We start from the raw sequence: 23,799 nt of genomic DNA, 5'->3' as shown, positions 1-23,799 counted from the left end.
GGTACAAAATTTAATTTATGCTAGGTATTGGCGAACCTCAGTCCGTTCTAAATTGCTTTGGATTCAGACCTGTATGTTGTTTGAAGAAATTGGAGAAGTAAGGAGAGTCGACGAAACCAAGTTTGAACGAAATTTCTTTGATAGATAGATCGGTTGCTTTTAACAATCGTTTTGCTTCCAAGATAGTTCGTTGCTGAATGAGCTGGCTTGGAGATACTTCGAGCTTTTGACGGCAGATTTTAGTAAGGTGCGGGGTGGATATATTAAGTTCTTTCGCATAGAAAGATACCGACTTCTCATGCCGAAAATGGATATCAATTAACTCCTGTAACTTTAAGAGACGTGGATTGGATTCATTATTTTGTTCATTTTGGACTACCTTTTGTACCTCTTTGCTTAGTATCGATGCGATCACAGCTGTGCGAGAATAGATAATAGCAGGAACGCAATTGTGGTCCTCAAGTTCTTTTCTTATCGCATTAAATTCATAATAAAGTAGAGCAAATGTTTCGTTGGAGAGTGAGATAACAGGATTACGTTGATAGTAAGCGAATGAAAAACGGAAATTGGGTGAAAATTTCTCGAAGTATTCTCTATCAACCATCAATTGGAAACCAGTTGTATTGGCCCCTAATTTCCAGCTATGAACTTGTTTTGGAAACAGGATATGGATTTGATGACGATCAATGTGATAATCTTTAAAATCAATCGTATGGACACCTTCTGCTTGGTCAAAAAGAACCAATAAAAAAAAGTGATGTTGATGTGGACGCGCTATATGATGTTCACCACGTAATTCTGAGTATAAATATCCTTGATTACCTGCAAGCTGGTCTTTTCTAAATTCTTGAATATCTATTGTCGGAAATAACTCCATCGAAATGATTTTGAACCTAAATATAGGTGTTTTATTTTAAACCATCTTCCAGTACCTGTTTGTTGATGGTGAATTCACGATAGCCAAAGGCTCCAGACTTATAACCAATTACAGCACCAAATTCAATGCTTTTTGAGGAAGAGGTCTTTGGGAATACAGAAGAGCGGTATACATTGGCCGCAGCTAAAGGTTTTTCGAAGACGCGAAAGTGTAGACCATCCTTTGAATAGGCTAGATAATTCATATCTGAGGTAAATCGATCGACGTTTCCAATTGCCAGACATAGAAAATAGTATCCATCAATATAGGAGCCTTGCAGATGCCAAGTCGAATATCCCTTGCTGAATTCTAGCCAAGGTTTATTCATAAATTCAACTTTCTTACTGTCGCGATAAGCGGTGAAATCTAAGCCATTTGTAGAAATACGCGATAGGATATTGGTCATAATTGGTGCTTTGTAGCTTGGCATGAAATCCACTTCGTAACTCGTCGTTAGGTTTTTCGAATTTCTCACAAATGTTGGTGAAAGGATATGGTTATCTTGGAAAGATGTAGGTTCATTACTATTATACACGAGTTCCAGCGGTGTCCAGTCAATCCCATTTTTTGATGTTTGTCTTACAATAACACGTTCAGCTTCTTCATTTAATTTTTTATTGTTGTTTGCGCTTTTGGCGCCCCATTTTTTTAAAATTTTGCTTGAGAAAAAGCAACCTCTATAATATAGTTCGAATTCCTCACCGTTGAAATTCCAGTCTACATCGGACCAATAACCTTGATTAGGGCTGCCGTCCTTTTGGATGAAAGAATCTTCTAGTGCCGGACGTCGTTGAATAGGATTTATTAATCCTACCGGAGTAATCCATTCTTTTCCATCATTAGAAACTACCACAGTCGGATTTTCATAGAGTGAGGCGGTACGGTCTGACCCGATTATGCCAAAATATGGCGTAAATACCATCCAATATTTGTATCCTTTGAAACCGGCAGGGAAATATTCAACATCTGGGTGGCAATAACTCGCACTATTGCCAGAGATATCGCGTATCCAGCCTGGGAATTCTTCGCCGGGTTGGTTTGCATTGGCAATTGTATTAATTTTTATTGAACCTAGATCACTTGTGAAACCTGTAGGAATGGGTAATTTATCTTTTTCAATGACTTCGGGATCAGGTGGTACAATTCCTGGATGAATATCTCTTTTACAACCAATAAATAACAAAAATCCCAAAAAGAAATAGGCAATTCTCTTAAATGACATATAGAATCAATAAAAAATAAATGATAGTACCTTACGGTCTTACTTTCCCTGTTAATCTTAGCTAAATGATAGCAAAAATGATCTATTTTTTTTATTTCTCAAAATCGATTTTAAAAAATATTTTATATGTCGTAAATATTTGGTTTTCTGATTTATAAATGTCTTTTTGACTTGTTTTTATGATGTGGAATCCGTCCTTGTACCCCTTGTTTAATCCATCGGTTGGGAAAGATTTGAACGTGTAATTTCATTGACTTTAACAGCCAATCGTTTTCAGTACGAAAGAACGGTTGCGTAGCGCAAGTTATTCATTGTTTCATGATCTTGTGGCTTAGTAGGGGAAATAAGCTCGTTGGTCATGAAGTCAAGACCTTATTGTTCAGGTTTTAGACAATAAGTAAACTTAAGATTTAATCGTTAATTTTATGTTGTTTTATCAATTAGCATACTCAAAATACGAATGATAAGGACAATTGATGATGGAAGATGGCCTACAATATACAATAGTTAAACCTGATGAAGCGATCGCAAGTTTTGTGGATAGCTTTTGGTATTTGCGTAATGAATCTGGCGTTATAAAGGAAACCATCGGTTTGCCAGATGGACGTGTTGATTTGTTTCTTTTCAAATCTTCTGTAGATAACTTTCGGATCGTTTTACTTGGTCTAGGAACAATGCCCCATGAAGAAGCGACTATTCCTATTGACGGACAACTATTTTGTATCAGCTTTAAATTGCTTGGGGCGGAGTATATTTTAAAAGAAAGTATTGCCGGTATCATCAATACGGGTAAGTTTCTTGCGACTGATTTTTGGAGCTTTTGTGAATTGGATTTAGTTGATTTTGAGTTATTTGTTGTCAAATCTGTACAAATTATTAAGTCACTTCTTCCTTCTATGATTGATGAGCGAAAGCGTAAGTTATTTGAACTGATCTATCAGCGTAAGGGAGCGATTTCAGTTGCCGAACTCTCCGAACAGATTTTTTGGAACAGCAGGCAAATTAATCGTTATTTTAATCAGCAATTTGGACTTTCTTTAAAGTCGTACTGTAATATTTTACGTTTTAGGTCCTCATTGAATCACATTGCAAAAGGGAAACTTTTTCCAGAGGAACATTTTTTCGATCAGACTCATTTTATTAAAGAGATTAAGAAATTTTCGGGAGTAGTTCCCAAAGAGCTGTTAAAAAATAAAAACGACCGATTTATACTATTATCATCGCTTACATCTCAATAGTTTTGTTTTATGAATTTTAAAACAAATAAGATGTTAATAGAAAATAAAAAAATAGCCATAATTGGCGGTGGAATTGGAGGCCTTACGTTAGCTCGATTATTACAGTTAAAGGGGGCTGATGTAGCCGTTTATGAGCGGGATTTAAATCCTGAAGTTCGTGTACAGGGCTCTACTTTGGATCTTCATGAAGGGGCGGGACTTGAAGCGATGAAACGCGCAGGATTAATAGAAGAGTTCTATAAATATCATCGACCGACTGCGAGTAAGCTGCGTATTGTTGATCAGGATCTCATCGTAAAATTTGATGACCATGATGAAGAGCAGTCAGTCGCCGAAAATCGGCCGGAAATAGACCGAGCCCCTTTGCGAGATATCTTATTGAATGCTTTGGAATCGCATACCGTTGTTTGGGATAGTCAATTCGTTGGAATGGAAAGATATGGTGAAGGTTGGTTGTTGCATTTTAAACATGCAGTGGATGCATCTGCCGATCTGGTGATCGCAGCAGATGGGGCAAATTCAAGAGTACGTCCTTACTTAAGTAATCTAACGCCTATATATTCGGGAATTACATTGGTTGAGGGAAATATCTATGATGCTGAAAAGAATGCTCCTCATCTTTTTAAATTGGCGAACGGTGGTAAAGTGATGGCTTTTGGAACGGAACAATTTATCGGATATGGTACAAAAGGTGACGGTTCAATGATGTTTGTTGCAAGTACAAAGATTCTAGAAGATGATTATAATAAGGCTAGAATTGATTTTAAGGACAATAAGCAAGTATCGCAATGGTTTAAAGATCATTTCCCTGGATGGACCACGGTTTGGGATGAGTTTTTTGTGAATGACAATGTACAGTTTATACCCCGTCCCCAATATTATTTTGCTCTTGATCAACACTGGGAAACACAGACTAACCTTACAATGATCGGAGATGCAGCTCATCGCATGCCGCCATTTGCTGGTGAGGGGGCGAATGTAGCAATGCAGGATGCCTTCGAGTTGGCTGAATGCCTGACAAATAGGAAACATGAATCTTTGCTGGAAGCATTATCTTATTTTGAAAAAGATATGATAAGAAGGGGGGCAGAAGCAACACAGGATACATTGGAAAATAGTGATCGCATGCATTCGGCTACTGCTTTATCTGTCATGCTGGAATTTTTTACCCATCCATCGGGGGATTAACAACCTTAAATTGCCTAAAGCTGTATGGAGCAACAAAGGGAGTTTCCAGAAAAAGAATATTTATTTTTTCTGGAACTTCACAAGCAGTAAGCTACCGAAAATAAAATAAAGTATCAGAACTAATGTGCTGCCAAGTGCAAAACCATTGCTAAAAAGTTTATCTAGCCCGTATTTATGATGAAACAGACCGATTCCGACTATACATTGGCATAGTGCATAACAAATATTTGCCGTTGCCGTATAACCAAAAAGCCCCAAGAAGCGAACTTTTGTTATTCCAAAAATAAAATGGGGCATCGCGTTCGCGAGCAATACAGCTATACTAAAATCGATAAAGTTCATAATTTTATTGTTTTTTCGTGATTCATAAAAAATGAGACCGCCGGTATTTCGAAAGCAAAACACTTTTCATGCTGAACGATATCAGCTAATGTTTCGCTTTTAAAAAAATCAATTTTTAAAGGTCTTATGTCTTTTGGATCGAACTTTAACGCAATATTCGCCTGTCGGAATAGGCCATTGTCCAGTGGAGTTAAGGCTTGGTCCTGAATAATTATTTTATTCAGGAGTTGATTGATATCTTTCGACAGATGGAGAAATTGACTTGGAATATTCCAGTGATCACAGGGGTGGCAAACAACCTCCAAGTCTGGTGCATTGCTTCTTCCAGGGATTATTTTGGTGTGAGTTTGAACGCCGATATGGTTATGTTGGAAAGCCAAAGGTTGATGTGTATACATCATGCTACTGAATAAACGACTACCGATGCAATAGATCTGGCTACTCATTACATTTGCGAGAAATAGGACTGTAGGCACTTTAAATTGCTTTTGGGTTTGACTGATGTAAAGTCTCCAATTACTCTGTAGAGGTGACCCATATAAGGATTTTAAATGATATAGTTTTGCAGGACCGAAATGGCCATGGCGGTAAGTTAGCACTGAAAATAAAACATGGTCACCGATAAGATCGAGGGCAATTCCTGAGGGGACGAATTGTTGAATTTTGGCGAGAGGTACCATCCAGTTTAAATAAACTACATGGCTAATTTCACTTTTCAATTTTATTGCTGAAAAGGGTTTGGTAAGTATAAACTTTGTTTTCCTCAAGAATAGACTATTCAGAAAGTTTTCAATGCTTAATGTAAATTTGTTGAGTTTGACAGCGCGAAATTCTTTTTCTATTAATGACATGATAACAAGTTGAAAATCTATGAATTGCTCTGTGGTTCAACTTAAAATTTTGCTGGGCAGCTTATATCTATTTTTTATGCCTGCGAGGACTTTCTTGTAGTATTTAGTTTTATTGGTTTCGTCAATAACGACAATTTCAACATCGTTTGCTTGAAGTAATTGCATTTTATCTTTGGAGAGTGCATACCATTTTTTAGTTGTATAATAAAAGAGTTGATTTTCAATAAAGGCGCTTCGTCTATAATACTTATTTCTGGCGCGATAGGTTAGCAGCCACCAAAGGTCTATTTCTACAAAATCAAGCGATAGACCTAGAATGTGGATATCCTGTGTGAAAAATAAATCAATCCAGGATTGGAGTTTAGTATCCTTTTTTCGGCTTAATCTTTTAATTAGTGCAGCCTTGTAGACCGTTTGTGAATTATAATTTGTCCCATTAACCACATAATCCCTCATTTTTTGCAATTGACCACAGTAATGTTCATAACCTAGGTTAATGGAAGATGGATTTAGGCAGTCACCGTGTATATGCCAATAGCTCGTGTTGCCGATTTGGTGTTTACGAAATACACTGTAGGTCGTTTCACGGATTAAGCCGGTATTTGCTGTGGCGATTTCTCCTTCTAAACTGAATTCATAGTTAGTGGTGATTATGTTTTCGATCGAAAGATCCCGAATTAATTGGTGTATTTCGTTTTGATTGATTTGAGAGACGCAATCCGATATATAGGTTTTAAGTTCTCTTTCATTAATATGTTTTTCTCGAATTGCGTTAAGGAATATTTCCTCATACAACATAGGAAAAGGTTTTTGTCCATTTTCTAATGAGCTGACTTTATACTTTTCTTTGATTTTGTGTAGCAAATCACTCCAGCTTATTCCTGGTGAAATATTATTAATGTCGTTTCCGACTAATAAAGCAAACTTGTTCATTGTATTATAAATCAAGATTCACGCATGTAAAGTTAAATGACGATGTCGATCAATCGCATTTTTGGATGTAACATATAATCTATTGAATTTAGATTTCTCTCCTACGAATTTAATAAAAAATCGTAGGATTTATGTCAACTAGATTTGTGATGGTATTGTCTGCAGGGCCATGGAAGCAATATAGTGTAAATTGAAACCTCTGTAAAAAATGATTATGTCATTGCGATGGGCGGATCAGTCAGATATGTTGTTTTTATTCGTCAAAAAAGGCTAGGCGAACCAACTTCCTAGCCTTCACGGTATAACTCATCCTATGCTATAACAAACAAATAACAAAGCAGCATAGGAAATGTTTGATGCCTCGTCAATGATGTGAGGTCTGTTGTGATATGGCTTGACAATGATATCACGGTCTTGTTAACATGTTCCCTCATAAATTTCAGTAATATTTTGTTGTGTTATTATCTGTTTTTGAGGGCACTATGAAGAGTTGGTCCTGTTAAACTCACTTTTGGTGAACGCGTACACCGAAGAAAATTTTGTGTAATATTCGGTATCTGTAATCTACCGCTTATATCCAGCTAATAGTCCGTTCTGCGACAGAGGATCACACTTAACTTTGTATAAAAATAGAAGCTAAATGACGATTGATAAAGTGTGTTTCCCTTTTTTAATACACAATGGCAATTTTTTTAGCGTAGAAACAGGTTAAGTCATAAAAAAGTTCGTGATATGGAAATTAAAGAAAACAAATTGATCGGTGTTTCTTATAGAGATACACCAAACAAAGGTGGAATTATTAAACCCGTTTATATTATTATGCACTACGATGGTGCATCCAATGCAACGAGTGCAATTGATTGGATGACTGATTCCCGGAGCAAGGTCTCCGCCCATCTTCATATCAGCCGTGATGGTGTTATAACGCAATTGGCCCCATTTAATATTAAATGTTGGCATGCGGGCCTTAGTACCTGGGCTGGTCAAAGAGATTTGAATAATTGTAGCATTGGAATTGAATTGCAAAATAAGGGTACGGAGAGCTACACCGAAAAACAGATTAATGTGGCGATAGCTGTGTGTAAAACAATTGTCCGTACTTATTCAATTCGGGAGATTTTGGGGCATTCGGATATTGCGCCTGGAAGAAAGGAGGATCCAGGGATACAGTTTCCCTGGGAAAAATTTAAACCGTTAACAAAAGGAAGTTATAATGGAATTACTTGAGATTTTGGAGAAATTGATTATCCCTGTAGTGACAGCTGTAGGGGGGTATTTTGTTGGAAGGCCCAAGCAGCAAGCTGAAGTGGAGGCAACAAATGTTGAGAATGCCGGAAAGGTAATTGAAAAATGGGAAGGATATGCCAATAGATTAGAGAAAGATATTGAGCAATTACGGACGATCATTGAAGATCTTAATGAAGGGTTACGTTTGGCAAATGACGAACGTACGTCTTGCGCTAAGACCTTAGCGGATTTGCAAGTGAAATATGATGATCTAATGAAACTTTATAATAGGTTACAGATTGAATTAAAGCGCGTTAAAAATGAAGAATACACTACAGGTAATCGCAATGCTGCTACTGGTTAGCAGCTGCGGTTTGTTTAGAAAGGTTGAGAAAACCAAGGGATCACAAGAGTTTGGTGTCAAAGAGAAAAATACCAATTATGCTACTATAGCACAGCACACGGAACATATACAAATTGTTCGATCAGATAAAGAGGCTTTGGTAACAGATGAATATGTGATGCAAATTGAAGGTGAAGGGATCCAGATTATGCAGGATGGTGCTTTTCAGCTACGTAAGGGAAAAGTCTATACGAAAAAGGAACATTATTCTGAAAAGCTGCAGCTTGAGAGTAGGTTCGATACCAATTGGAAAGCTCAGAAGGTAGAAAGTCGTCAACAAATTGAAACGAAAATGGAGCTACGCAAAGCACAATCAAAAGAGGTTTCAAAACCAGCGGTGTCAAGCCTTCTTTATTTTTTAATGGGTTGCGGTGTATTGGTCGGTTTGATTATTTGGTGGATAAAGAAACGTAAGTTTGTTGAGTCTTGGTAGTTTCCGATTAAAAAATGTTACTATTATTTTTAATGCAATTCAGATAAGAAGCACAAAATAGTCCTTGAGTATTTAAAATTCAAGGACTATATTTTTGGAACCGGGCAGAATTGCCGAATTAGCAGAGCTGGTGTGATTGTGCAAATAATACTAAACCCCATCGAAATGCCTGTCAATAAGGTAATAATTGGCAATCTGTTTAATTTCCTTTTTGAAATCACGATAGAGGTCAAATTGATTGCAAGCACAGATGATAGATTTCTGTAATGTGTCATTATTTATTTTTAAATAAGGGCCAAGTTCCTTATATATGCTACTTTTTACTTTTGTTTTTAGATTATCTAATTTTTCCGGCTGAAAAATACGTAGAACAACGGCGATAGCTTTGTAACGATGCTGAATATCCTTATAATTGATATATTCACCCATAATCTGTTGAGAAGGTATACCCACAAATTGACAATAGCAGTCAATTACTTGACTGATTTTGGAAAGGTCAGATTCATATATCTTATCGATGGATTTTAGTATTTCAGGATGATTTTCTTTCAAGAAACTCATGATGAATGAATAATATAGTGAGTTCATACCTTGTGAGCTATTTTTGTCGGTTATTGTACTGCTTTCTTCTTTTCTTAAATTACTGTTGTGTTTTTGTCGTTGATGATAATCTACTGCGTAAACAATGTGCTGTCTAGGGTGTTGTGTCATGAGCTGTTCCATTTTCTTTTTATCTTTAAGTATGAACTGATTCTAGTCTCGCTAATTGCAAATCCAGTGAATAGCTAATTTACTTACTACCCTGTTCGTCTATTCTATGAATTTAATATAGTCTATTGATGTTAAACAAAGTTAAACAAATTTGTTAATCAAGCAAGTTTATTCGAAGCTTATTTTTACTTTTTATATGAAAATATAAACTTATTTGTTTAACTATAATTTGTTGGTAATTAGGTTTTTATTGTTTTATTTTGATTGTCTGTTTGTTTAGGTTTAATAAGTTGTGTAACTTAGTGTCAGATTGTTATATATTTGTGTAACATTTGTTAAATACCCGATCGACTATGGAAACTTATCCAAATAATAACTTTGAAGTTTTACGCTTGGAGATGCGCGTTACCAACCGTGAATTCGCGTCTTTATTGGGGGTACGCGAACAGGTGTACTCGCGTATTAAAAAAGGAGAGTATCCTATTGGACTTACGATGAAAACACGTATTCAAGCAGCTTTTCCTCAGGTTCAGTATGACTGGTTGTTATATGGAAAGGGTGAAAGAGTAGAGATAACTCCTTTAATGCACCCCGACACGATAGCAATGCTTAGTATTGGTAACGGTAAGTCAATAGGGTATTTTTCGGAGGACGTCAAGTTTATTGACGAAAATAAAAATAATATATTTTTTGAAGTTTCCCCAGGACGATATTTGATGCAGACAAAACTTGTGACAGAGAAAGCTAAAGCCGGGTATTTGTCTGGCTTTTCTGATGCTGAATATATGGACGATTTACCGGCACATTTTATTACGGTCAATGAGTTTCATAAAGGTGCCTATCGTTCTTTTGAAGTTAGTGGTGATAGTATGACCGATGGAACCGATGCAAGTGTATTGGACGGCGATATTGTGACGGGACGTTTGATTAAAAGGGAGTTATGGCAATCAAAATTTCATACCCACAAATATCGTTATTGGGTTGTTGTACATAAATATGAAGGAGTTATTATCAAAGAAATTGCTCATCATGATGTCAATAACGGAATTCTTACCCTTCGTTCGCTAAATGCTGATAAAACAAGATACCCGGATTTTGAAGTAAGTTTAGATGATGTTGACCAAATTTTTAATGTTGTAGATATTAGCCGTTCGCTTTAGGAACAGCCTAACTCAGAATATGATCGTTTTGGTGGTTCGTCTCTTCATATCAACGTTTATAGGTGGACCTTTTTGTTTCGGCTATATGTGCGATAAATTAATCCAATCGCCCGCTATTAAATTGAAAGTTCTCCGTATCAAGTCTTTATGTGTTTGCTAAAAAATATAGAAATAAAAACTAATATAATTAGTTTTTATTTCTATATTTGACTATAAATTGAACGTATGCGGACATGTTGTTGCGTGCTGTCTTGGCGCTCCTAGTATATATTTAACGTTAAGAAGGCTGATAACGTGACGAGAATATTGGTTGCTCATTATTCAGGCATGTCCGTGGCGTTCAATTGAAATAATAGGTACATGTGCGTAGGTTGTCAGGGCGGGGTTGAGGCATTTTTGAATAAATCGAACTATTTACTAAGTTGTACCTATGGACTTACCATTTACTAATCATCATATGTTTATTTTTGAAGCCAGGTTTTGAAATCTGGCTTTTTTATTTCTTACGCTATCAATTGTTGTTAATTTTAGTCTTTTACAAACCTTACATCGGTTATTTTATAGGAAAAATTATCTTTTTCCCGTTCATTTTCAGGTTTTTCCATTTCACTGTAGTGAACGGTTCCCTTCATCTTGAAGGTTGTATGGGAATCTAGATTGATTTTTTCTCCCTTATCGTCAAATACATAAAAGTTCTTAAGCGTATAATTTTTCTGATCTGCGGGAATTTCAAATAAAACATTGTTTTTTTCTGTCCCTACAGGTAATATAACGCTGAATGCAGTGAATTTTTCAGAACTAAATGCATGAGATTTAACTACGAAATTCATGGCCATAGTTTTTGATTTACCTGATGAGAATGTAAAGGAAGGTGCATCAAATTCACCTGTTAACGTAATGGTTTTGTTTTGATTGTCATAGTTTGATTCGATAGCTTTTACCGTATCGACAGAACTACCATTGCAAGATGCGAACAACGCTATGGCAGAAGATACTAACAATGATGTCGAAATTAAGTGTTTTGTTTTCATGGGGAAAAATTTCATTAATTGTATATTATTTTGAGCATAACATACTTCATACTGCTATGCTCCTTTTTTAATTGTAAAGACCCTTTTTATTGATAGACAACTTCTGCTCATTTATGTTTTGGCAGTTTCTTGAAGATTTCTTTGAATCATCAATATACATGCTTTCATGATGATTTAAGCTCACATTCAATAACATCCGTTGATCAATTTTTATAAAAGTAAGGTATTGAGGAAGAGGTTTTAGCACTTGATTTAAATTCGGGGGGAATGAATTTAAATTCGCATGCCTTGGGCTTTTTTTCGTCTATAAGAGATAGGTAAATGATAAACTCGAGTTTTATTTCGGCGGAAATGTCAGTAAACAGGTTGTAAGGGATTTGATCTTATACTATAAGCCCAATGTTATGATCAATTTTTTGATTTAAAAAAGACCAAGTTAATAACTAAACAAGTGAGTGTAAGTAAAGAAGAGCAAGTTCGGATGTTATTCCAAAATACCCAGGGTTTTTCAAAGATGTCACGAGCAAGTCTTAACGATTTTTCTGAAGATATCGATAGGTCTATCGAGGCTAATTGATTATTTAAGGGTACATTTTGGGTGCCTGTAACCACAAGTACACCAATAATATAGCTTAGGCATGCTGCTAGGATTAGATAAAATTTAGGTGAATACAGGTCAAAAAATAGTATAGTAGCCATGAGTAACAAAATTGGTGCGCCTAGAAAACAGCAGTAAAAAGCTGAGTTTAGTATTTCTTTATTGATATTTTGCATGGCCATCAAAAAGGCTTTATCGTTGAGTTTATGTAGACCCAAATTGACCGAAAAGGTATACGAAAAAAACAAACCTGATATGATAGCCGAAAATATTGTTGCCAGCGCTAAAATGATGTCTTGCGATTTCATGTCTATATTTTTTTTGATGTACAATGTTTTACTGAACTTAATTGTCTAGGTGTTCTAATTTATCAAAGCATTGTTTTCTTATAGCAAATATTTCGAAGAAGTTGAGGCTTAAAGAAATTACACACTTTCGTTGAGCTCGCCCTTAGACAATACAAAAGTTGTGATAAACAGTGAGTCAATATAGAATAAAAACGACAGTAACCTACTTTTTGTTAAATGATGTTGGAGTTGTTCCTGTGAAAGTCTTAAAGACACGAATAAAGTGCGATTGGTCGGAGAACCCATTTTCATAAACAACTTCCGTTAGCTTTTGGAAATCTTTGCTATTAAGCTGTTTCAAAGCGGCCTGAAACTGTACCATTTTAGCGAATTGTTTAGCTGACACCCCAGTTTCCTTGAAAAACCTTCTTTCAAAAGTTCGGATGTTCAATGCTTCTTTTTTTGCAATTTCCTTAATAATGATTTGGCCCTTTTTTTCGATGATTTCGAGAATTGCTCGCTGAATCGAAAAATCTATGTTATATTTCTTGCTATCGAAAAAGCTGAGGAGCGATTGTGTTAATAGTTGGATGCTGTTTTCAGCGTTTGAAGATGAGGATAATGTACTGCTTAGTTGGTGGAAGGCTCTATTTGAAGGAGCATCTAGATCATAGCAGCCGTCGTTTATGCTTTCGGGCGAGATACCCCAAAATCGGCGTAATACAAATGGGTAAAATTGAAAAACGATAATCTGAAAAGGTCCTGTTACATCTATTGAAATCGGTTTTATTGTCTGACCATAGAGAAAAATCGTCGGCATCTTTTTATCATGAGGCTTGATTGTAAAATCACCATAGCATCGTTGAAACAATAGACCGGGGTAACCATCAGCATAAAAAGGTAAGTTTACGCGATCATTTTTCTGACTTTCAAATACCAGGATCGCCTTTACGAATAATGTAATGGATGTATCAGGGCTGATAATTTGAGAATTCATCAATTAACTTTGTTGGTTTTTGATTACGACCTGTTGTACGTTTAAATATACTGAAAAATCTATTATAAGATGGAGTTGCCCTAAGATTTTCATTAGCGGATTTGTAATATCATGGTATGTCTAAAGTCTACGCATGCAATCCGACTTATTTGAAATAAAAAAGGGGATTTTTTCTTCTCACCTGAAATAATTGAGCATGTTCCAGTAATTTAACATAATTATTTTGCCAATAATTGGCAATCCAATTTGAATCCAATGAAGGATTGTAATGACTCAGGTCACTTTTTAAAACGACCGAATCCACTGCTGTCCCAACATTCCAAATGCTTATTTTGCTGTAACGTCCCCTGTAGGGAGGAGTATAACATTTAATAGCCTGCACGCAACTGTCAACCGAGGGATAATCATAACTGCCGAAATTATCCAATGTTGCAATGCTGATTTTCTGATAATTTTCATCAATCGCAAAGAGTTCTGAATGTGTTTCGCTGATTTCTCTGCAAATTGAGTTCATGGATTTCTCTTCGTTCCAGAAATACTGAATAGGAAAACTATGCTTATAGAGCATGGTTTTCCCTTTGATTTTAAGTGGTTTGCTATTGTGGTATTCACCTATCTCAATAAAGTTTTCAACCTTTGGATTAAACAAATAGGCATGTTCTTGCCACTTCTTGTTCCATACAATATCTTCAAAACCGTCTTTATTTTGATCTCTAAACGATAATCCTGAATTATTGGTCCGATAATCCATATCCCGCATAATGAGGTGCCATTTATTGTTTTGCAGCTTTTCGACCTGAAAGAAACACGCTGAGTCGTTCTTAAAGACGGAAAACCTATAACGCTTATTTGCTATAAAAGAACAATCTTGTTCTATCAGATTGTAATTCGAAGTTTTTAGGCTATCGATTTCCTGGTAGACTAGAAAAGAATCCGGTAATTGCACATGCTTGTTGTGCGAGTTACAACTAAAGAATGCAACGGCGGATAGTCCCAGCAACAATTTCCAGCGCTGGTTTATTATTTTTGCACGGAATGGCTGTTTGCAACGTCTCATATCAATTAAGTTGTGCTGGTGCGTATTATTGATCGTCTGTCGTATACCTTTGTTTCAGTGGACTGTGACAATAATGGTTTTAATTTTTAAGATTCGTACTGTTGTTAAATAGCGTACAAAATAAATTGACTTTTTATTATTGTACTCAAAATTGAAACTATCATTATAGCTGGTTTCCACTAAATGTATTTGTGTTCAGGTCGGCTGCTGAAAGTGTTTTTAGAAGTTCTCTAGCTGCGGCGCTACCTGCACGGTTTGCACCGATTGTTGATGCTGATGGACCATAACCCACGAGGTGAATTCTTGGTTCTTTAGCGACCATGGTCGCTAGTCTGCCTGCCATTTGAATGCCGCCCTGTTTTTCTTTTGGTAGCACTGCGTCTAGATGGCTCAATGAACTTTTAAAACCTGTATTCCAAAGTATAACATCTGCTTTTTGTTCTGTTCCATCGGCCCATTTGATCCCCTTTTCGGTTATTTCTTGAAACATTGGAAAACGTTGAAGGACACCCCGTTTTTCCATCTCCTGGATTTCTGTAGAATAGGGGAGGCCCGTAACGGAAACGACAGACAAAGGTGAAAGCCCTAATCGTACACGTTCTTCTACCATAGCAACCGCATTATGGCCAGCCATGTCATCAAATGGCCCCTCTCTGAATAAAGGCGGTCGTCGTGTTACCCAGGTTGTCGTTGTAACCTGGGAAATTTGGTCCAATAGCTGAATGGCGGAAATACCAGCTCCGACAACAATAACATGTTTGCCACGAAAATACTCTGCAGTTTTAAAATCCTTTGTGTGAAGTTGCTCGCCCCGAAATAATTCTGCACCTGGATAGGTAGGAATATAGGGGTTTTCCCATGTTCCAGTGGCGTTGATAATACCGAGTGCTGAGAAAAGAGTTTCTGCCGTATCGATATGAAAGCGATCTTGGTACATGTAGACTTTTTCTACTTTAGCTGGTCGATATACTTGAAGTTCAAATTTTTCTTCATAAAGTTTAAAATAATGGGGAACAGCGGTGTTGGCTTGAACTTCCGCCCCTTTTGTTGATAAAGTCTCCTCAAACGACATGCCGGGCAAATCGTGTATTTTATTGACTGTACTTAAGGTAAGGGAGTCCCAGCGAAATTGCCAGGCTCCTCCGGGTGCAGAGGCTTCATCCAGGATGATAAAATCCGGCCCGATTTTAAGTCCGAGCTTCTTCAAATGATAAGCAGCAGAAAGTCCAGCCTGACCCGCACCAATGACTGCAATTTTTGTTTTGTAGCGAATGTTCTTTATCATACGAGAGCGGAGTTAACGCCAACCAAGTTCGGGAGCTACGTGTTCCAAAATGGCTGAAAGAATGTGGACATTGTAGTCGACCCCTAGCGTATTTGGAATGGTCAATAATAGCGTGTCTGCTTCCTGTATTGCTTCATCTTGCGCTAGTTCTTTCACGAGTTGATCTGGTTCTGCGGCATAACTTCGCCCAAAAATCGTCCGCTTGTCCGATTCGATTACCCCAATTTTATCTGTTTTGTCAGCCTCTTGCCCGAAGTAATAACGATCTAAATCATCGACCAGAGCGAATATGGATCGACTGACCGAAACGCGGGGTTCACCAGAGTGCCCTGCTTCCTTCCAGGCCTCTTTGTATAAACGTATTTGTTCGGCCTGCTGAATATGAAAAGGTTTGCCATTTTCATCATATTTCAAAGTGGAACTTTGCAGGTGCATCTTGTTTTGAGCAGCCCATACAGCCGTGGCATTCGATGCTGCTCCCCACCAGATACGATCACGTAACCCTTCCGAATGGGGTTCGAGTCTCAGCAAACCGGGCGGGTTTGGAAACATTGGATAGGGATTTGGTTCAGCGAAACCAATTCCTTTAAGTTTTTCTAAAAATTCCAATGCTTTTTGCCTTCCCATATCAGCATCTGTTTCGCCCTCGTTGATATTGTAACCAAAGTAACGCCAACCATCTATTACTTGTTCAGGCGATCCTCTGCTGATGCCGAGCTGCAATCTGCCCCCGGAGATTAGATCTGCAGCTCCCGCGTCTTCCACCATATAAAGGGGGTTTTCATAGCGCATATCGATGACACCGGTGCCGATCTCAATTTTTGAGGTTTTGGCTCCAATGGCCGATAATAAAGGAAAAGGAGATGCTAGCTGATTCGCAAAATGGTGTACACGGAAATATGCACCATCTATGCCTATTTCTTCAGCAGCTACTGCTAGATCGATGGATTGCAATAAAGTATCGCTTGCGGTCTGCGTACTATATGCGGGATGCTTGGACCAATGGCCAAAAGATAAAAAGCCTATTTTTTTCATAAATCACAATGGGATTTGATGTCAATCAAATTTAATAAATGTTGCGATTATATCGGTAGTTTGGATTGTCCGATGGGTGTCAATAATATATGGTTTGAATGAATTTGCCAAATGACAAGTAGGCTGTGGCTCAAAAAGAGTAATTTTATGTATTATTCAATTGTATAAGTGATTCAGGATGATGCTTTCAGACAAATTATTACAACAGATCGAGTTTATTAAGGAGATTGATAAGATTAAATATATCCAGCGCAGGACAAAACTTTTCAATAGTGACCGTCCCGAAAATGACGCTGAACATAGTTGGCATCTTGCCCTCATGGCTATTGTACTTTCAGAACACGCAAATCAATCCGTGGATTTATTGAAGGTAGTCAAAATGGTATTGATACACGATATCGTCGAAATTGATGCAGGTGATACTTTTATCTATGATACAGAAAAAAATCATACCAATACAGGTGCGGAGCGTTTGGCAGCTCAGCGGATTTTTGGAATTTTGCCTGGGGAGCAAGCGGAGGAACTCATTGCGATCTGGGAAGAATTTGAAGCTGGTCAAACGCCAGAAGCACAGTTCGCGCGAGCGATGGATCGATTGGAGCCACTTTTACAGAATAGTTCCAATAATGGTGGAACCTGGAATGAACCTGGTGTAAATTATGAAAAGGTTTATGCAAAAAAATCTGTCATTAAGGATGGCTCAGCAGTATTGTGGGAATATGCAGAAAAATTGATCGATGCTGGAGTTGCTCGAGGGATTCTCAAAAAGGGAAAGTAGTTAGGATACTGATCAATGGCCAGCAGTAATCTCGATACTATTGCTGACCATTGTGGTTTTATAAATATACATTAATCGTCATCATCCTCTTTTTTTTCGCTTACCTTTAGGAAGGCGGCTCTTTTTGGAGCTGGAGCGGATTCACCTTTAAGTCCCTGCCATAGAATTTCATTGAATACCAAATCAGGCACAGCGTCTTCTTTCGACCAATCATATTTGTCACTCCATATAGCTAATTTCCCTTTACTTGGATTGCGCTCGTTGAGATCTACATTTGCGTCGATATGGTCAAATGGAGTATAGTCGGGGCTAGTGCTAAACGATCGCCACATGGGTGTTGCAGCGGCGTCGTATTGCGTCATGGGTTTCATTCCTAAAATCAGCTCTATTGTTCTAATCATCCCTGAGGTTGAATACATGGTGTGATCTACAGATCTTCTTTTTACATAGGGACTAATCAAATAGGCCGGACTACGGTGTGCATCCACATGATCAGGACCATTCTGGGCATCATCTTCCAGTATAAAGATCGCAGATTCTTTCCATATTGGACTCTTGCTGATATGATCGACAAACATCCCAACAGCGAGGTCATTGTCCGCTACATGTGCATAAGGGGACTTTTTGCCGGCACGCATCCCTTCCGTATGGTCATTACTGATTCGAATGGTTGTCAATTGGGGCATTTCTCCTTTTTGGATGAGTTGATCAAAATCAGCTTTCCATTGTCTTATACGTGTGGTGTCGGCAACACTCAAGTCATAACTTGTATATCCAGTGGCAACATGCCCTTCCAAAGATTTTACGTTAGGTTTTCCTTTGTCTGCGAATTCACCATAGGTGCGATAAGATACCTGATGTCGCTTGGCATTATCCCAAATAAATCCGCCTTTATTGTTGGCTATTTCTCGTTCCCCTTCTCCTCCATAAGTACCGCCGCGACCGCCATAGCTTGATGGCCAGGTTTTCTCGAGATAGTCGGTGGCATAAGCACCCATACTCCAATTGTGCCCATCCGCACTAACTTCCGCATCGACATAGAAATTGTCTAGAAGTGCAAATTCATTGACAATTTTGTGTTGATTAGGTGTGATTTTTTCGCCGAATAAACAAAGTGAAGTGTCTCCATTTCCTTGTTTAACATCACCTAGAACTTGATCGTAGGTACGATTTTCTTTGATGACATAAAATACGTATTTGATCGGAGAGGGGTCTCCAACTTTCATTGGGATAGGGTTGCCGACTTCACCCTCTGTTTGCAGCTCCTTTTCTTTCGAATAGGGCGTATTCCGGTATACCGCACGAGAATATAGGGCGAGTTCTTCTGGTTTAGGATCGGGTATAAAGCTTAACGTTCCCCTAAAAAGACCAGCAATATATTGTATCTCTTTTGGTTTGTTGAGGTCGCCCGCATGACGATCGACTTTTTCCTTTTGGTCTGTCGGATTAGGGCCTTGTGGATTAGCTTTGGATGATAAGCCTTTGCCATTTGTAACCAGAATTGTTTTACCGACTACTTTTACATTCGTTGGATACCAGCCCACTGGAATAAATCCTTTCGAAATAGATCGGCCAGGCTTACTTACGTCGAATACTGCTAAACAATTGTTGTCTGCATTGGCTATGTAAAGGGTTTTATCATCTGTGGACAAAGCAACACCATTGCTGGTCGATCCACTTGGAGCATTAGGATACAATGCCGCATTCAATGTTTCTACCACTGCGCCTGTTTTGGTATCGATTATGGATACCGAGTTGTCGTTTGCGTTGGCGACAAAAAGCCATTTACCATTTTTACTAAACGTAATTTCATTTGGGTGGCTACCTACAGGAATCTCTTTGGTTATCTTATTTTGTGTAACATCCCATACTAAAATCTTTTCTCCACCCCAGACACTGATATAGAGTTGTTTTGCATCAGGTGTAAGCTGACAGGTATAACCCTCAGCTCCCAAATCATAAGTTGCTTTCGTTGCTTTGGTTTTTAAGTCTACGACATATAGTTTTTTATCTTCTCTGGTGACGGTGTATAATTGCTGTTTGTTTTTATCATCTACAGCCAATCCAGCTATCCCTATTTTATTGGGCCATGGCTTGCCAAGAACAATAGAATCTTTGAATGCAATTTTTTCACCGTTGATCTTATAGATCCTGATCATGTTATCATGTCCTCCAGAAGCATACAGTGTATTATCATCGCTCGAAAAGGCCAATCCATACCAAGATTTTGGTATAGCAATACTATCGATTTTTCGTTGTGAAGCTAGATCGATAAGATCTATTGTTTGTGTACTTTGTCCATTGTTGCTGACAGCTGCCAGCTTTTTATGATGACTGATAACTAAGTTCAGCGGTAAATCTCCGAGTTCTATTTGTTTCCCAACAGGGATTAGTGTCCAGCCATTTGGTAGTCCAACCTTATTGCTTTCCAAAATTGAACTAATCCTATTTTGTATATTGTTTTGACTGAACGTGAGCTGCGAGGTTGCAAACATGCACGTTGTCAAAATGAATGTTCCTATTCTTTTCATGGGACATATTTACGAAATTGAGTAGTCAGACTAAATAGGAAGCATCAAAATTAAAGAAAACTTAATATTGGACCGCGAACTTAGCGTAGGTTATAACGCGTTGTTTTTTAGTATGGTCAAGAGCCTCTGAAAATCTGTTTGCAAAAAAAAATAATATATGACAGAAAATTTAGTATGGAATTCTCTTGTGTAATTGTTTATAGCAAAAGCTGATCGGTTTATAGGTAAAAGTCTGTTGTTTACCGATGGGAATTGTTCTTTCACCGAAAACTTATGGTTTTTTAAAGTTTATTTTTTGAAATTGGATTGATAAACTATTCAATCTTTATTTATGATACACTTCTTTAATTCATTGGTAATTTTAACTATAGTAGGATTGATAACCATCTCTACCAACGTGAAAACTAAAGATCCTCAGGCCAATATTGGGGACACTATAGTAGAATATAAATCTTCAATCAATCGCGCTATTAAGCCCAGTATCCTACACAATATGCGACAAGATAAGGTTCAACTATATATGGATTACAAAGATTCTATTTTGTAACATTAACTTTCTTATTTGAAGTGACTGTTTTTATTTTTTGAAAAATATAATTTTTTAAATTACTTTATTGTTATATAGATTAATTTCGTATATTGGGTTATATTGAAAATCAAGAGGGTATGTTATAGTGTCTGTTCTGTTTTTGCAGCGCTCTAGCGCAATTCCCATCTTTGTGAAGCCTATATTTTTAAATTGATTATTCTTAAATAGCTTGTTATGAAAAAGAAAAGTTCGTCGTGGTTTTTTTATGCCATTATTGCTATTGTCATTTGCGTATTTCTATTATTGAATCTACCTGAACTTATTCAGGGATTTATGAACGGTTATAATTCAGTTATCAAATAGCAACCTGGTGTTTACCGTTTAATTTACCATACTTACCGAGTTTTTTACTGTATTTATCTAAATTTTGTAGCTGTTGCACGCGCTGTATTGTAGTTTAGAATGAGTAAATAGAATAGGATTAACACCGTATTTCTTGAATTGAACTTAATCAGATCTAATGAAACGAGTCGAAATATTTAAAACCAATGTTTATCGAATGAAGGATGCACAGCGAATTGTTGCAACTCTTGTCAGCCTGTTTTCCTCTTATAAAATTAACTTCGATCTTGACGATGAAGAACGTATTCTAAGAATTGAATCTTCACAATTGGAAATTGAGACCAACAGCATTGTTAGAAAGATGTTTGAGTGGGGTTATCGTTGTGAAAGAATCATTTAATTATGCTCAAAAAATAAAAAACTAACAATTATATTAATTTTCATTGTAAATTGTGCTGGTAATTTGTTGAACAAAACTGTTGGCAGGTCTTAGGGATATTATGTCGAATAGTCAAGGATTTCAATATAGGATTATTCAAAAAAACATTGTTAGTAAGCGCAATATATCGGATATGATTGGTAATAGAATGCTCATTCTTTTAATTTTCTTTATTTTTAATACAGATTGTTTGGCACAAAATGGTACTCCTTTATTGATGGGGAGGTCAGAGATTTTGCATTCAAAAGTTTTGGGTGAAGACAGAATGATCAACATTTATCTTCCCGACAATTATAACCCCAATGATTCTGTTCGCTATCCAATTGTATATGTTCTTGATGGTGGTGTTGATGAAGATTTTTTTCATATTGCGGGTATTGTCCGTTTCAGTACACAACCCTGGATCGATAGATTCCCTCAAAGTATTGTTGTTGGAATAGGTGGAAATACACGTAGAAGAGATTTTACCTTCCCTGTTGAAAATACAGATTTTATAGAAAAGGAAGGTTTTCAAAAAGCTAGCTTTCCCTCGTATGGTGGTTCCGATAAATATAGAACCTTCATGAAAAATGAATTGATTCCTTACATAAGTGGCAATTATAAATCGAATGGAAAACAGACTTTAATAGGAGAATCACTGGCGGGACTTCTTTCCGTAGAGATACTATTAAAACAACCCGAACTATTTGATGACTATATCATTATAAGCCCAAGTTTGTGGTGGGGCGAGGAGTCATTATTGAAAAAAGCGGAGAAGTTTCTACAAGGTAATTTGAAAAAAGATGTAAAAGTTTATCTTGGTGTGCCCAATAAAGAAGAAGATGTGAGAATGTATGACGAAGCCATAGCGTTATCTGATATACTTAATAACAATAAAAAAATTCATTTTGTATTTGATTACATGCCTGATGAATTGCATTCCACTGTAATACATCAAGCGGTCTACAACGCTTTTAAGAAGTTGTATCCAAAAACATTTTATTCAAAATAGTGTGGGGATATGTAGCGATTAATTTTATTTTATACCTAGGTTTCTTCTATCGTGCCATTCATCTTCCAGGATTGACATCAATAGCTTGTCGTGAAATTGATTATCCCTAAAACAGGCTTTACGCATTCTTCCTTCCAATTGAAATCCTGCGTTTCCATATGCTTTTATCGCTGCATAATTCGGTTTAGATACCGTAAGCATAATTCTATTGAGCCCTAGATTTCCAAACCCTATATCTAGGATTAATTTGGTAACTAAAGAGCCTATCCCTTTCCCCCATTCTTGGCGATCCCCTATAAAGATAAAATACTCTCCGGATCTGTTTAGCTTTGAAATATTACAAATGCCCGCATACCCAATCAGTTTATTCGAATCGTTTAGGAAAATTCCACGATTAAAATTTTTAGAATCGTTGACAACGGATAAAAACCAATTGTCTATATGATCCTTTGATCGGAGTGACTGAAAAAGAGAGAGGGAATATTTAATAGATAAATCGTCATTGAGCCATTCATAAAATGGTGAGACATCTTCAACAGAGAGTGGTTTTAAGTTGACCATGGTTTAAGGTATAATGCATTCATTATTTTCAAAATTTATTCAGGTTTAAAGGCTCTTCAGCTAATGCTCGTTCCCCTGATAGATGCACATGGGGTCGTTTTTCTTGGCTCTTTCGAAGCTTTTTTGTTAGAAATTGACGGCAGTACGATTTGCTATTAGCACTGCGCTATCTTCTTGACCATTTTATTTTTACTGCTGATAGGTTGGAAGTCTCAAGACGTTGATTCGGTTCGACTTCAAAACCATTTTTCATATAGAAACCTAGCGGTGAATTATACAGGCAATTATTATTTTTTTTCTCCATGTGATGGTCTATCACCCAGCCGTTAAGCTCCGTTTCTTCAGATTTCAATCTGTCAAGTAGATTGGAACCTATTCTTTTTTTGTGTAAAAGACTTGAAAGTATAATAAGAAACCAGCGTTTTGTATCGCGATCAAATTTTGAACACCAACCGACAATTTGTTGATTTTGTTTGACAAGGATGTGTTGTGGTTGGCCTAAGCTTTCCAAATAGTTCTCAAAGGTCGATAGGCTGGAATATGCCATAACTGCGGGATATTCTTCATTCCATAATCCCATGATAGCAATTTTTTCGTTCCTGTCAAGTTCTGAGGTCATCAGATATTCAGTCGATATTGTATTCATTTATATTAATTTACCATAATTTGCTGAATTATAAAGAATAGAGTTAAACTATCTACATGGTAGTTTTA

General features: G+C 37.0%; 25 protein-coding genes. 10 read left to right on the top strand and 15 right to left on the bottom strand.

The annotated features are described in order from the left end of the window. Nucleotides 1-37: 37 nt before the first annotated feature. Both GVK91_RS14925 and GVK91_RS14920 read right to left on the bottom strand, forming a co-directional pair. Nucleotides 38-877 carry an AraC family transcriptional regulator gene (locus GVK91_RS14925; RefSeq protein WP_159729756.1) on the bottom strand — a complete coding sequence of 280 codons (840 nt, stop codon included), beginning with the start codon at nt 875-877 and terminating at the stop codon, nt 38-40. A 31-nt stretch (nt 878-908) separates the two neighbouring features. Then, nucleotides 909-2,138 (bottom strand): hypothetical protein, encoded by a 1,230-nt coding sequence (locus tag GVK91_RS14920; RefSeq protein WP_159729754.1) that lies wholly within the window; start codon nt 2,136-2,138, stop codon nt 909-911. A gap of 476 nt (nt 2,139-2,614) precedes the next feature. Here GVK91_RS14920 and GVK91_RS14915 point away from each other — a divergent pair, with 476 nt between their 5' ends. Together GVK91_RS14915 and GVK91_RS14910 are read left to right on the top strand one after the other, a co-directional pair. Beyond that, nucleotides 2,615-3,376 (top strand): AraC family transcriptional regulator, encoded by a 762-nt coding sequence (locus GVK91_RS14915; protein ID WP_235032934.1) that lies wholly within the window; start codon nt 2,615-2,617, stop codon nt 3,374-3,376. Nucleotides 3,377-3,385: 9 nt separating this feature from the next. Next, complete coding sequence (locus GVK91_RS14910) at nt 3,386-4,564, top strand: NAD(P)/FAD-dependent oxidoreductase (protein ID WP_235032933.1); 1,179 nt, start codon at nt 3,386-3,388, stop codon at nt 4,562-4,564. 60 nt (nt 4,565-4,624) lie between these two features. Here GVK91_RS14910 and GVK91_RS14905 read toward each other — a convergent pair whose 3' ends face one another. From GVK91_RS14905 to GVK91_RS14895, 3 genes are read right to left on the bottom strand one after another with little or no spacing between them, the layout of a single operon-like run. Further along, on the bottom strand, nt 4,625-4,906 hold the full coding sequence (locus tag GVK91_RS14905; protein ID WP_075991365.1) for a hypothetical protein: 282 nt from the start codon (nt 4,904-4,906) through the stop codon (nt 4,625-4,627). Next, nucleotides 4,903-5,757, bottom strand: a complete 855-nt coding sequence (locus GVK91_RS14900; protein ID WP_159729750.1) for a DUF2071 domain-containing protein — start codon at nt 5,755-5,757, stop codon at nt 4,903-4,905. Before GVK91_RS14900 ends, GVK91_RS14905 begins: the two co-directional genes overlap by 4 nt. 36 nt (nt 5,758-5,793) lie before the next feature. Further along, nucleotides 5,794-6,705, bottom strand: coding sequence for an SIR2 family protein (locus GVK91_RS14895; protein ID WP_235032932.1), 912 nt, complete (start codon nt 6,703-6,705; stop codon nt 5,794-5,796). Between the two features lie 717 nt (nt 6,706-7,422). Here GVK91_RS14895 and GVK91_RS14890 point away from each other — a divergent pair. The 3 genes from GVK91_RS14890 to GVK91_RS14880 are packed head-to-tail and all read left to right on the top strand — an operon-like array spanning nt 7,423 to nt 8,753. Then, on the top strand, nt 7,423-7,917 hold the full coding sequence (locus tag GVK91_RS14890) for an N-acetylmuramoyl-L-alanine amidase (RefSeq protein WP_153848471.1): 495 nt from the start codon (nt 7,423-7,425) through the stop codon (nt 7,915-7,917). Beyond that, on the top strand, nt 7,904-8,281 hold the full coding sequence (locus GVK91_RS14885) for a hypothetical protein (protein WP_153848472.1): 378 nt from the start codon (nt 7,904-7,906) through the stop codon (nt 8,279-8,281). The genes GVK91_RS14890 and GVK91_RS14885 overlap by 14 nt, the downstream gene beginning before the upstream one ends. Continuing rightward, nucleotides 8,238-8,753 (top strand): hypothetical protein, encoded by a 516-nt coding sequence (locus GVK91_RS14880; protein ID WP_153848473.1) that lies wholly within the window; start codon nt 8,238-8,240, stop codon nt 8,751-8,753. The genes GVK91_RS14885 and GVK91_RS14880 overlap by 44 nt, the downstream gene beginning before the upstream one ends. 150 nt (nt 8,754-8,903) lie before the next feature. Here GVK91_RS14880 and GVK91_RS14875 read toward each other — a convergent pair whose 3' ends face one another. Beyond that, nucleotides 8,904-9,476, bottom strand: a complete 573-nt coding sequence (locus GVK91_RS14875; protein ID WP_153848474.1) for a hypothetical protein — start codon at nt 9,474-9,476, stop codon at nt 8,904-8,906. 341 nt (nt 9,477-9,817) lie between these two features. Between GVK91_RS14875 and GVK91_RS14870 the strand changes: the two genes are divergently transcribed. After that, complete coding sequence (locus tag GVK91_RS14870) at nt 9,818-10,624, top strand: LexA family transcriptional regulator (protein ID WP_153848475.1); 807 nt, start codon at nt 9,818-9,820, stop codon at nt 10,622-10,624. Between the two features lie 527 nt (nt 10,625-11,151). Here GVK91_RS14870 and GVK91_RS14865 read toward each other — a convergent pair. The 6 genes from GVK91_RS14865 to GVK91_RS14840 all read right to left on the bottom strand — a co-directional run bounded on the left by GVK91_RS14865 (nt 11,152) and on the right by GVK91_RS14840 (nt 16,914). Beyond that, nucleotides 11,152-11,655, bottom strand: a complete 504-nt coding sequence (locus GVK91_RS14865; RefSeq protein ID WP_159729748.1) for a hypothetical protein — start codon at nt 11,653-11,655, stop codon at nt 11,152-11,154. 408 nt (nt 11,656-12,063) lie between these two features. Beyond that, nucleotides 12,064-12,354: an anthrone oxygenase family protein gene (locus tag GVK91_RS27770; protein ID WP_369073911.1), complete on the bottom strand. Its 291-nt coding sequence runs from the start codon at nt 12,352-12,354 to the stop codon at nt 12,064-12,066. 409 nt (nt 12,355-12,763) lie between these two features. Beyond that, nucleotides 12,764-13,537 carry an AraC family transcriptional regulator gene (locus GVK91_RS14855; protein WP_159729744.1) on the bottom strand — a complete coding sequence of 258 codons (774 nt, stop codon included), beginning with the start codon at nt 13,535-13,537 and terminating at the stop codon, nt 12,764-12,766. 145 nt (nt 13,538-13,682) lie between these two features. Next, entirely contained in the window at nt 13,683-14,594 is a 912-nt protein-coding gene (locus tag GVK91_RS14850; protein ID WP_159729742.1) for a hypothetical protein, read from the bottom strand. 163 nt (nt 14,595-14,757) lie between these two features. Then, a complete protein-coding gene (locus tag GVK91_RS14845) occupies nt 14,758-15,879 on the bottom strand; it encodes an NAD(P)-binding domain-containing protein (RefSeq protein ID WP_159729740.1) in 1,122 nt (373 codons plus the stop codon). A gap of 12 nt (nt 15,880-15,891) precedes the next feature. Further along, the gene (locus tag GVK91_RS14840) at nt 15,892-16,914 is read right to left on the bottom strand and encodes an LLM class flavin-dependent oxidoreductase (protein WP_159729738.1); all 1,023 of its coding nucleotides are present in this window, start codon (nt 16,912-16,914) and stop codon (nt 15,892-15,894) included. Nucleotides 16,915-17,092: 178 nt separating this feature from the next. Between GVK91_RS14840 and GVK91_RS14835 the strand changes: the two genes are divergently transcribed. Beyond that, nucleotides 17,093-17,692 carry an HD family hydrolase gene (locus GVK91_RS14835; protein ID WP_235032931.1) on the top strand — a complete coding sequence of 200 codons (600 nt, stop codon included), beginning with the start codon at nt 17,093-17,095 and terminating at the stop codon, nt 17,690-17,692. A gap of 71 nt (nt 17,693-17,763) precedes the next feature. Here GVK91_RS14835 and GVK91_RS14830 read toward each other — a convergent pair whose 3' ends face one another. Continuing rightward, nucleotides 17,764-20,223, bottom strand: a complete 2,460-nt coding sequence (locus GVK91_RS14830; protein WP_159729736.1) for a glutaminyl-peptide cyclotransferase — start codon at nt 20,221-20,223, stop codon at nt 17,764-17,766. 763 nt (nt 20,224-20,986) lie between these two features. Here GVK91_RS14830 and GVK91_RS27635 point away from each other — a divergent pair. From GVK91_RS27635 to GVK91_RS14820, 3 genes are all read left to right on the top strand, one after another. Next, nucleotides 20,987-21,115 (top strand): hypothetical protein, encoded by a 129-nt coding sequence (locus GVK91_RS27635; RefSeq protein ID WP_256602545.1) that lies wholly within the window; start codon nt 20,987-20,989, stop codon nt 21,113-21,115. A 157-nt stretch (nt 21,116-21,272) separates the two neighbouring features. Continuing rightward, the gene (locus GVK91_RS14825; protein WP_075991379.1) at nt 21,273-21,494 is read left to right on the top strand and encodes a methyltransferase type 11; all 222 of its coding nucleotides are present in this window, start codon (nt 21,273-21,275) and stop codon (nt 21,492-21,494) included. A 172-nt stretch (nt 21,495-21,666) separates the two neighbouring features. Further along, nucleotides 21,667-22,524 (top strand): alpha/beta hydrolase, encoded by an 858-nt coding sequence (locus tag GVK91_RS14820; protein ID WP_153848483.1) that lies wholly within the window; start codon nt 21,667-21,669, stop codon nt 22,522-22,524. A gap of 24 nt (nt 22,525-22,548) precedes the next feature. On the opposite strand, the gene GVK91_RS14815 is transcribed toward GVK91_RS14820, so the two are convergent. Together GVK91_RS14815 and GVK91_RS14810 are read right to left on the bottom strand one after the other, a co-directional pair. Next, complete coding sequence (locus GVK91_RS14815) at nt 22,549-23,085, bottom strand: GNAT family N-acetyltransferase (RefSeq protein ID WP_153848484.1); 537 nt, start codon at nt 23,083-23,085, stop codon at nt 22,549-22,551. 166 nt (nt 23,086-23,251) lie between these two features. Further along, complete coding sequence (locus GVK91_RS14810) at nt 23,252-23,731, bottom strand: GNAT family N-acetyltransferase (RefSeq protein ID WP_159729734.1); 480 nt, start codon at nt 23,729-23,731, stop codon at nt 23,252-23,254. Nucleotides 23,732-23,799 lie beyond the last annotated feature (68 nt).

Source organism: Sphingobacterium sp. 18053 (assembly GCF_902706145.1).
GTDB classification, from domain to species: domain Bacteria; phylum Bacteroidota; class Bacteroidia; order Sphingobacteriales; family Sphingobacteriaceae; genus Sphingobacterium; species Sphingobacterium paramultivorum.
This window is presented reverse-complemented; position numbering and strand designations above follow the sequence as displayed.

What these genes read in the sequence shown, in the direction of transcription:
- GVK91_RS14920 (WP_159729754.1), bottom strand. Translation starts at nt 2,138, where the DNA reads ATGTCATTTAAGAGAATTGCCTATTTCTTTTTGGGATTTTTGTTATTT.
- GVK91_RS14875 (WP_153848474.1), bottom strand. Translation starts at nt 9,476, where the DNA reads ATGGAACAGCTCATGACACAACACCCTAGACAGCACATTGTTTACGCA.
- GVK91_RS14890 (WP_153848471.1), top strand. Translation starts at nt 7,423, where the DNA reads ATGGAAATTAAAGAAAACAAATTGATCGGTGTTTCTTATAGAGATACA.
- GVK91_RS14885 (WP_153848472.1), top strand. Translation starts at nt 7,904, where the DNA reads ATGGAATTACTTGAGATTTTGGAGAAATTGATTATCCCTGTAGTGACA.
- GVK91_RS14880 (WP_153848473.1), top strand. Translation starts at nt 8,238, where the DNA reads ATGAAGAATACACTACAGGTAATCGCAATGCTGCTACTGGTTAGCAGC.
- GVK91_RS14915 (WP_235032934.1), top strand. Translation starts at nt 2,615, where the DNA reads ATGATGGAAGATGGCCTACAATATACAATAGTTAAACCTGATGAAGCG.
- GVK91_RS14855 (WP_159729744.1), bottom strand. Translation starts at nt 13,537, where the DNA reads ATGAATTCTCAAATTATCAGCCCTGATACATCCATTACATTATTCGTA.
- GVK91_RS14925 (WP_159729756.1), bottom strand. Translation starts at nt 877, where the DNA reads ATGGAGTTATTTCCGACAATAGATATTCAAGAATTTAGAAAAGACCAG.
- GVK91_RS14840 (WP_159729738.1), bottom strand. Translation starts at nt 16,914, where the DNA reads ATGAAAAAAATAGGCTTTTTATCTTTTGGCCATTGGTCCAAGCATCCC.
- GVK91_RS14910 (WP_235032933.1), top strand. Translation starts at nt 3,386, where the DNA reads ATGAATTTTAAAACAAATAAGATGTTAATAGAAAATAAAAAAATAGCC.
- GVK91_RS27770 (WP_369073911.1), bottom strand. Translation starts at nt 12,354, where the DNA reads ATGGCTACTATACTATTTTTTGACCTGTATTCACCTAAATTTTATCTA.
- GVK91_RS14870 (WP_153848475.1), top strand. Translation starts at nt 9,818, where the DNA reads ATGGAAACTTATCCAAATAATAACTTTGAAGTTTTACGCTTGGAGATG.
- GVK91_RS14815 (WP_153848484.1), bottom strand. Translation starts at nt 23,085, where the DNA reads ATGGTCAACTTAAAACCACTCTCTGTTGAAGATGTCTCACCATTTTAT.
- GVK91_RS14850 (WP_159729742.1), bottom strand. Translation starts at nt 14,594, where the DNA reads ATGAGACGTTGCAAACAGCCATTCCGTGCAAAAATAATAAACCAGCGC.
- GVK91_RS14810 (WP_159729734.1), bottom strand. Translation starts at nt 23,731, where the DNA reads ATGAATACAATATCGACTGAATATCTGATGACCTCAGAACTTGACAGG.
- GVK91_RS14905 (WP_075991365.1), bottom strand. Translation starts at nt 4,906, where the DNA reads ATGAACTTTATCGATTTTAGTATAGCTGTATTGCTCGCGAACGCGATG.
- GVK91_RS14865 (WP_159729748.1), bottom strand. Translation starts at nt 11,655, where the DNA reads ATGAAAACAAAACACTTAATTTCGACATCATTGTTAGTATCTTCTGCC.
- GVK91_RS14820 (WP_153848483.1), top strand. Translation starts at nt 21,667, where the DNA reads ATGATTGGTAATAGAATGCTCATTCTTTTAATTTTCTTTATTTTTAAT.
- GVK91_RS14845 (WP_159729740.1), bottom strand. Translation starts at nt 15,879, where the DNA reads ATGATAAAGAACATTCGCTACAAAACAAAAATTGCAGTCATTGGTGCG.
- GVK91_RS14830 (WP_159729736.1), bottom strand. Translation starts at nt 20,223, where the DNA reads ATGAAAAGAATAGGAACATTCATTTTGACAACGTGCATGTTTGCAACC.
- GVK91_RS27635 (WP_256602545.1), top strand. Translation starts at nt 20,987, where the DNA reads ATGAAAAAGAAAAGTTCGTCGTGGTTTTTTTATGCCATTATTGCTATT.
- GVK91_RS14835 (WP_235032931.1), top strand. Translation starts at nt 17,093, where the DNA reads ATGATGCTTTCAGACAAATTATTACAACAGATCGAGTTTATTAAGGAG.
- GVK91_RS14900 (WP_159729750.1), bottom strand. Translation starts at nt 5,757, where the DNA reads ATGTCATTAATAGAAAAAGAATTTCGCGCTGTCAAACTCAACAAATTT.
- GVK91_RS14825 (WP_075991379.1), top strand. Translation starts at nt 21,273, where the DNA reads ATGAAACGAGTCGAAATATTTAAAACCAATGTTTATCGAATGAAGGAT.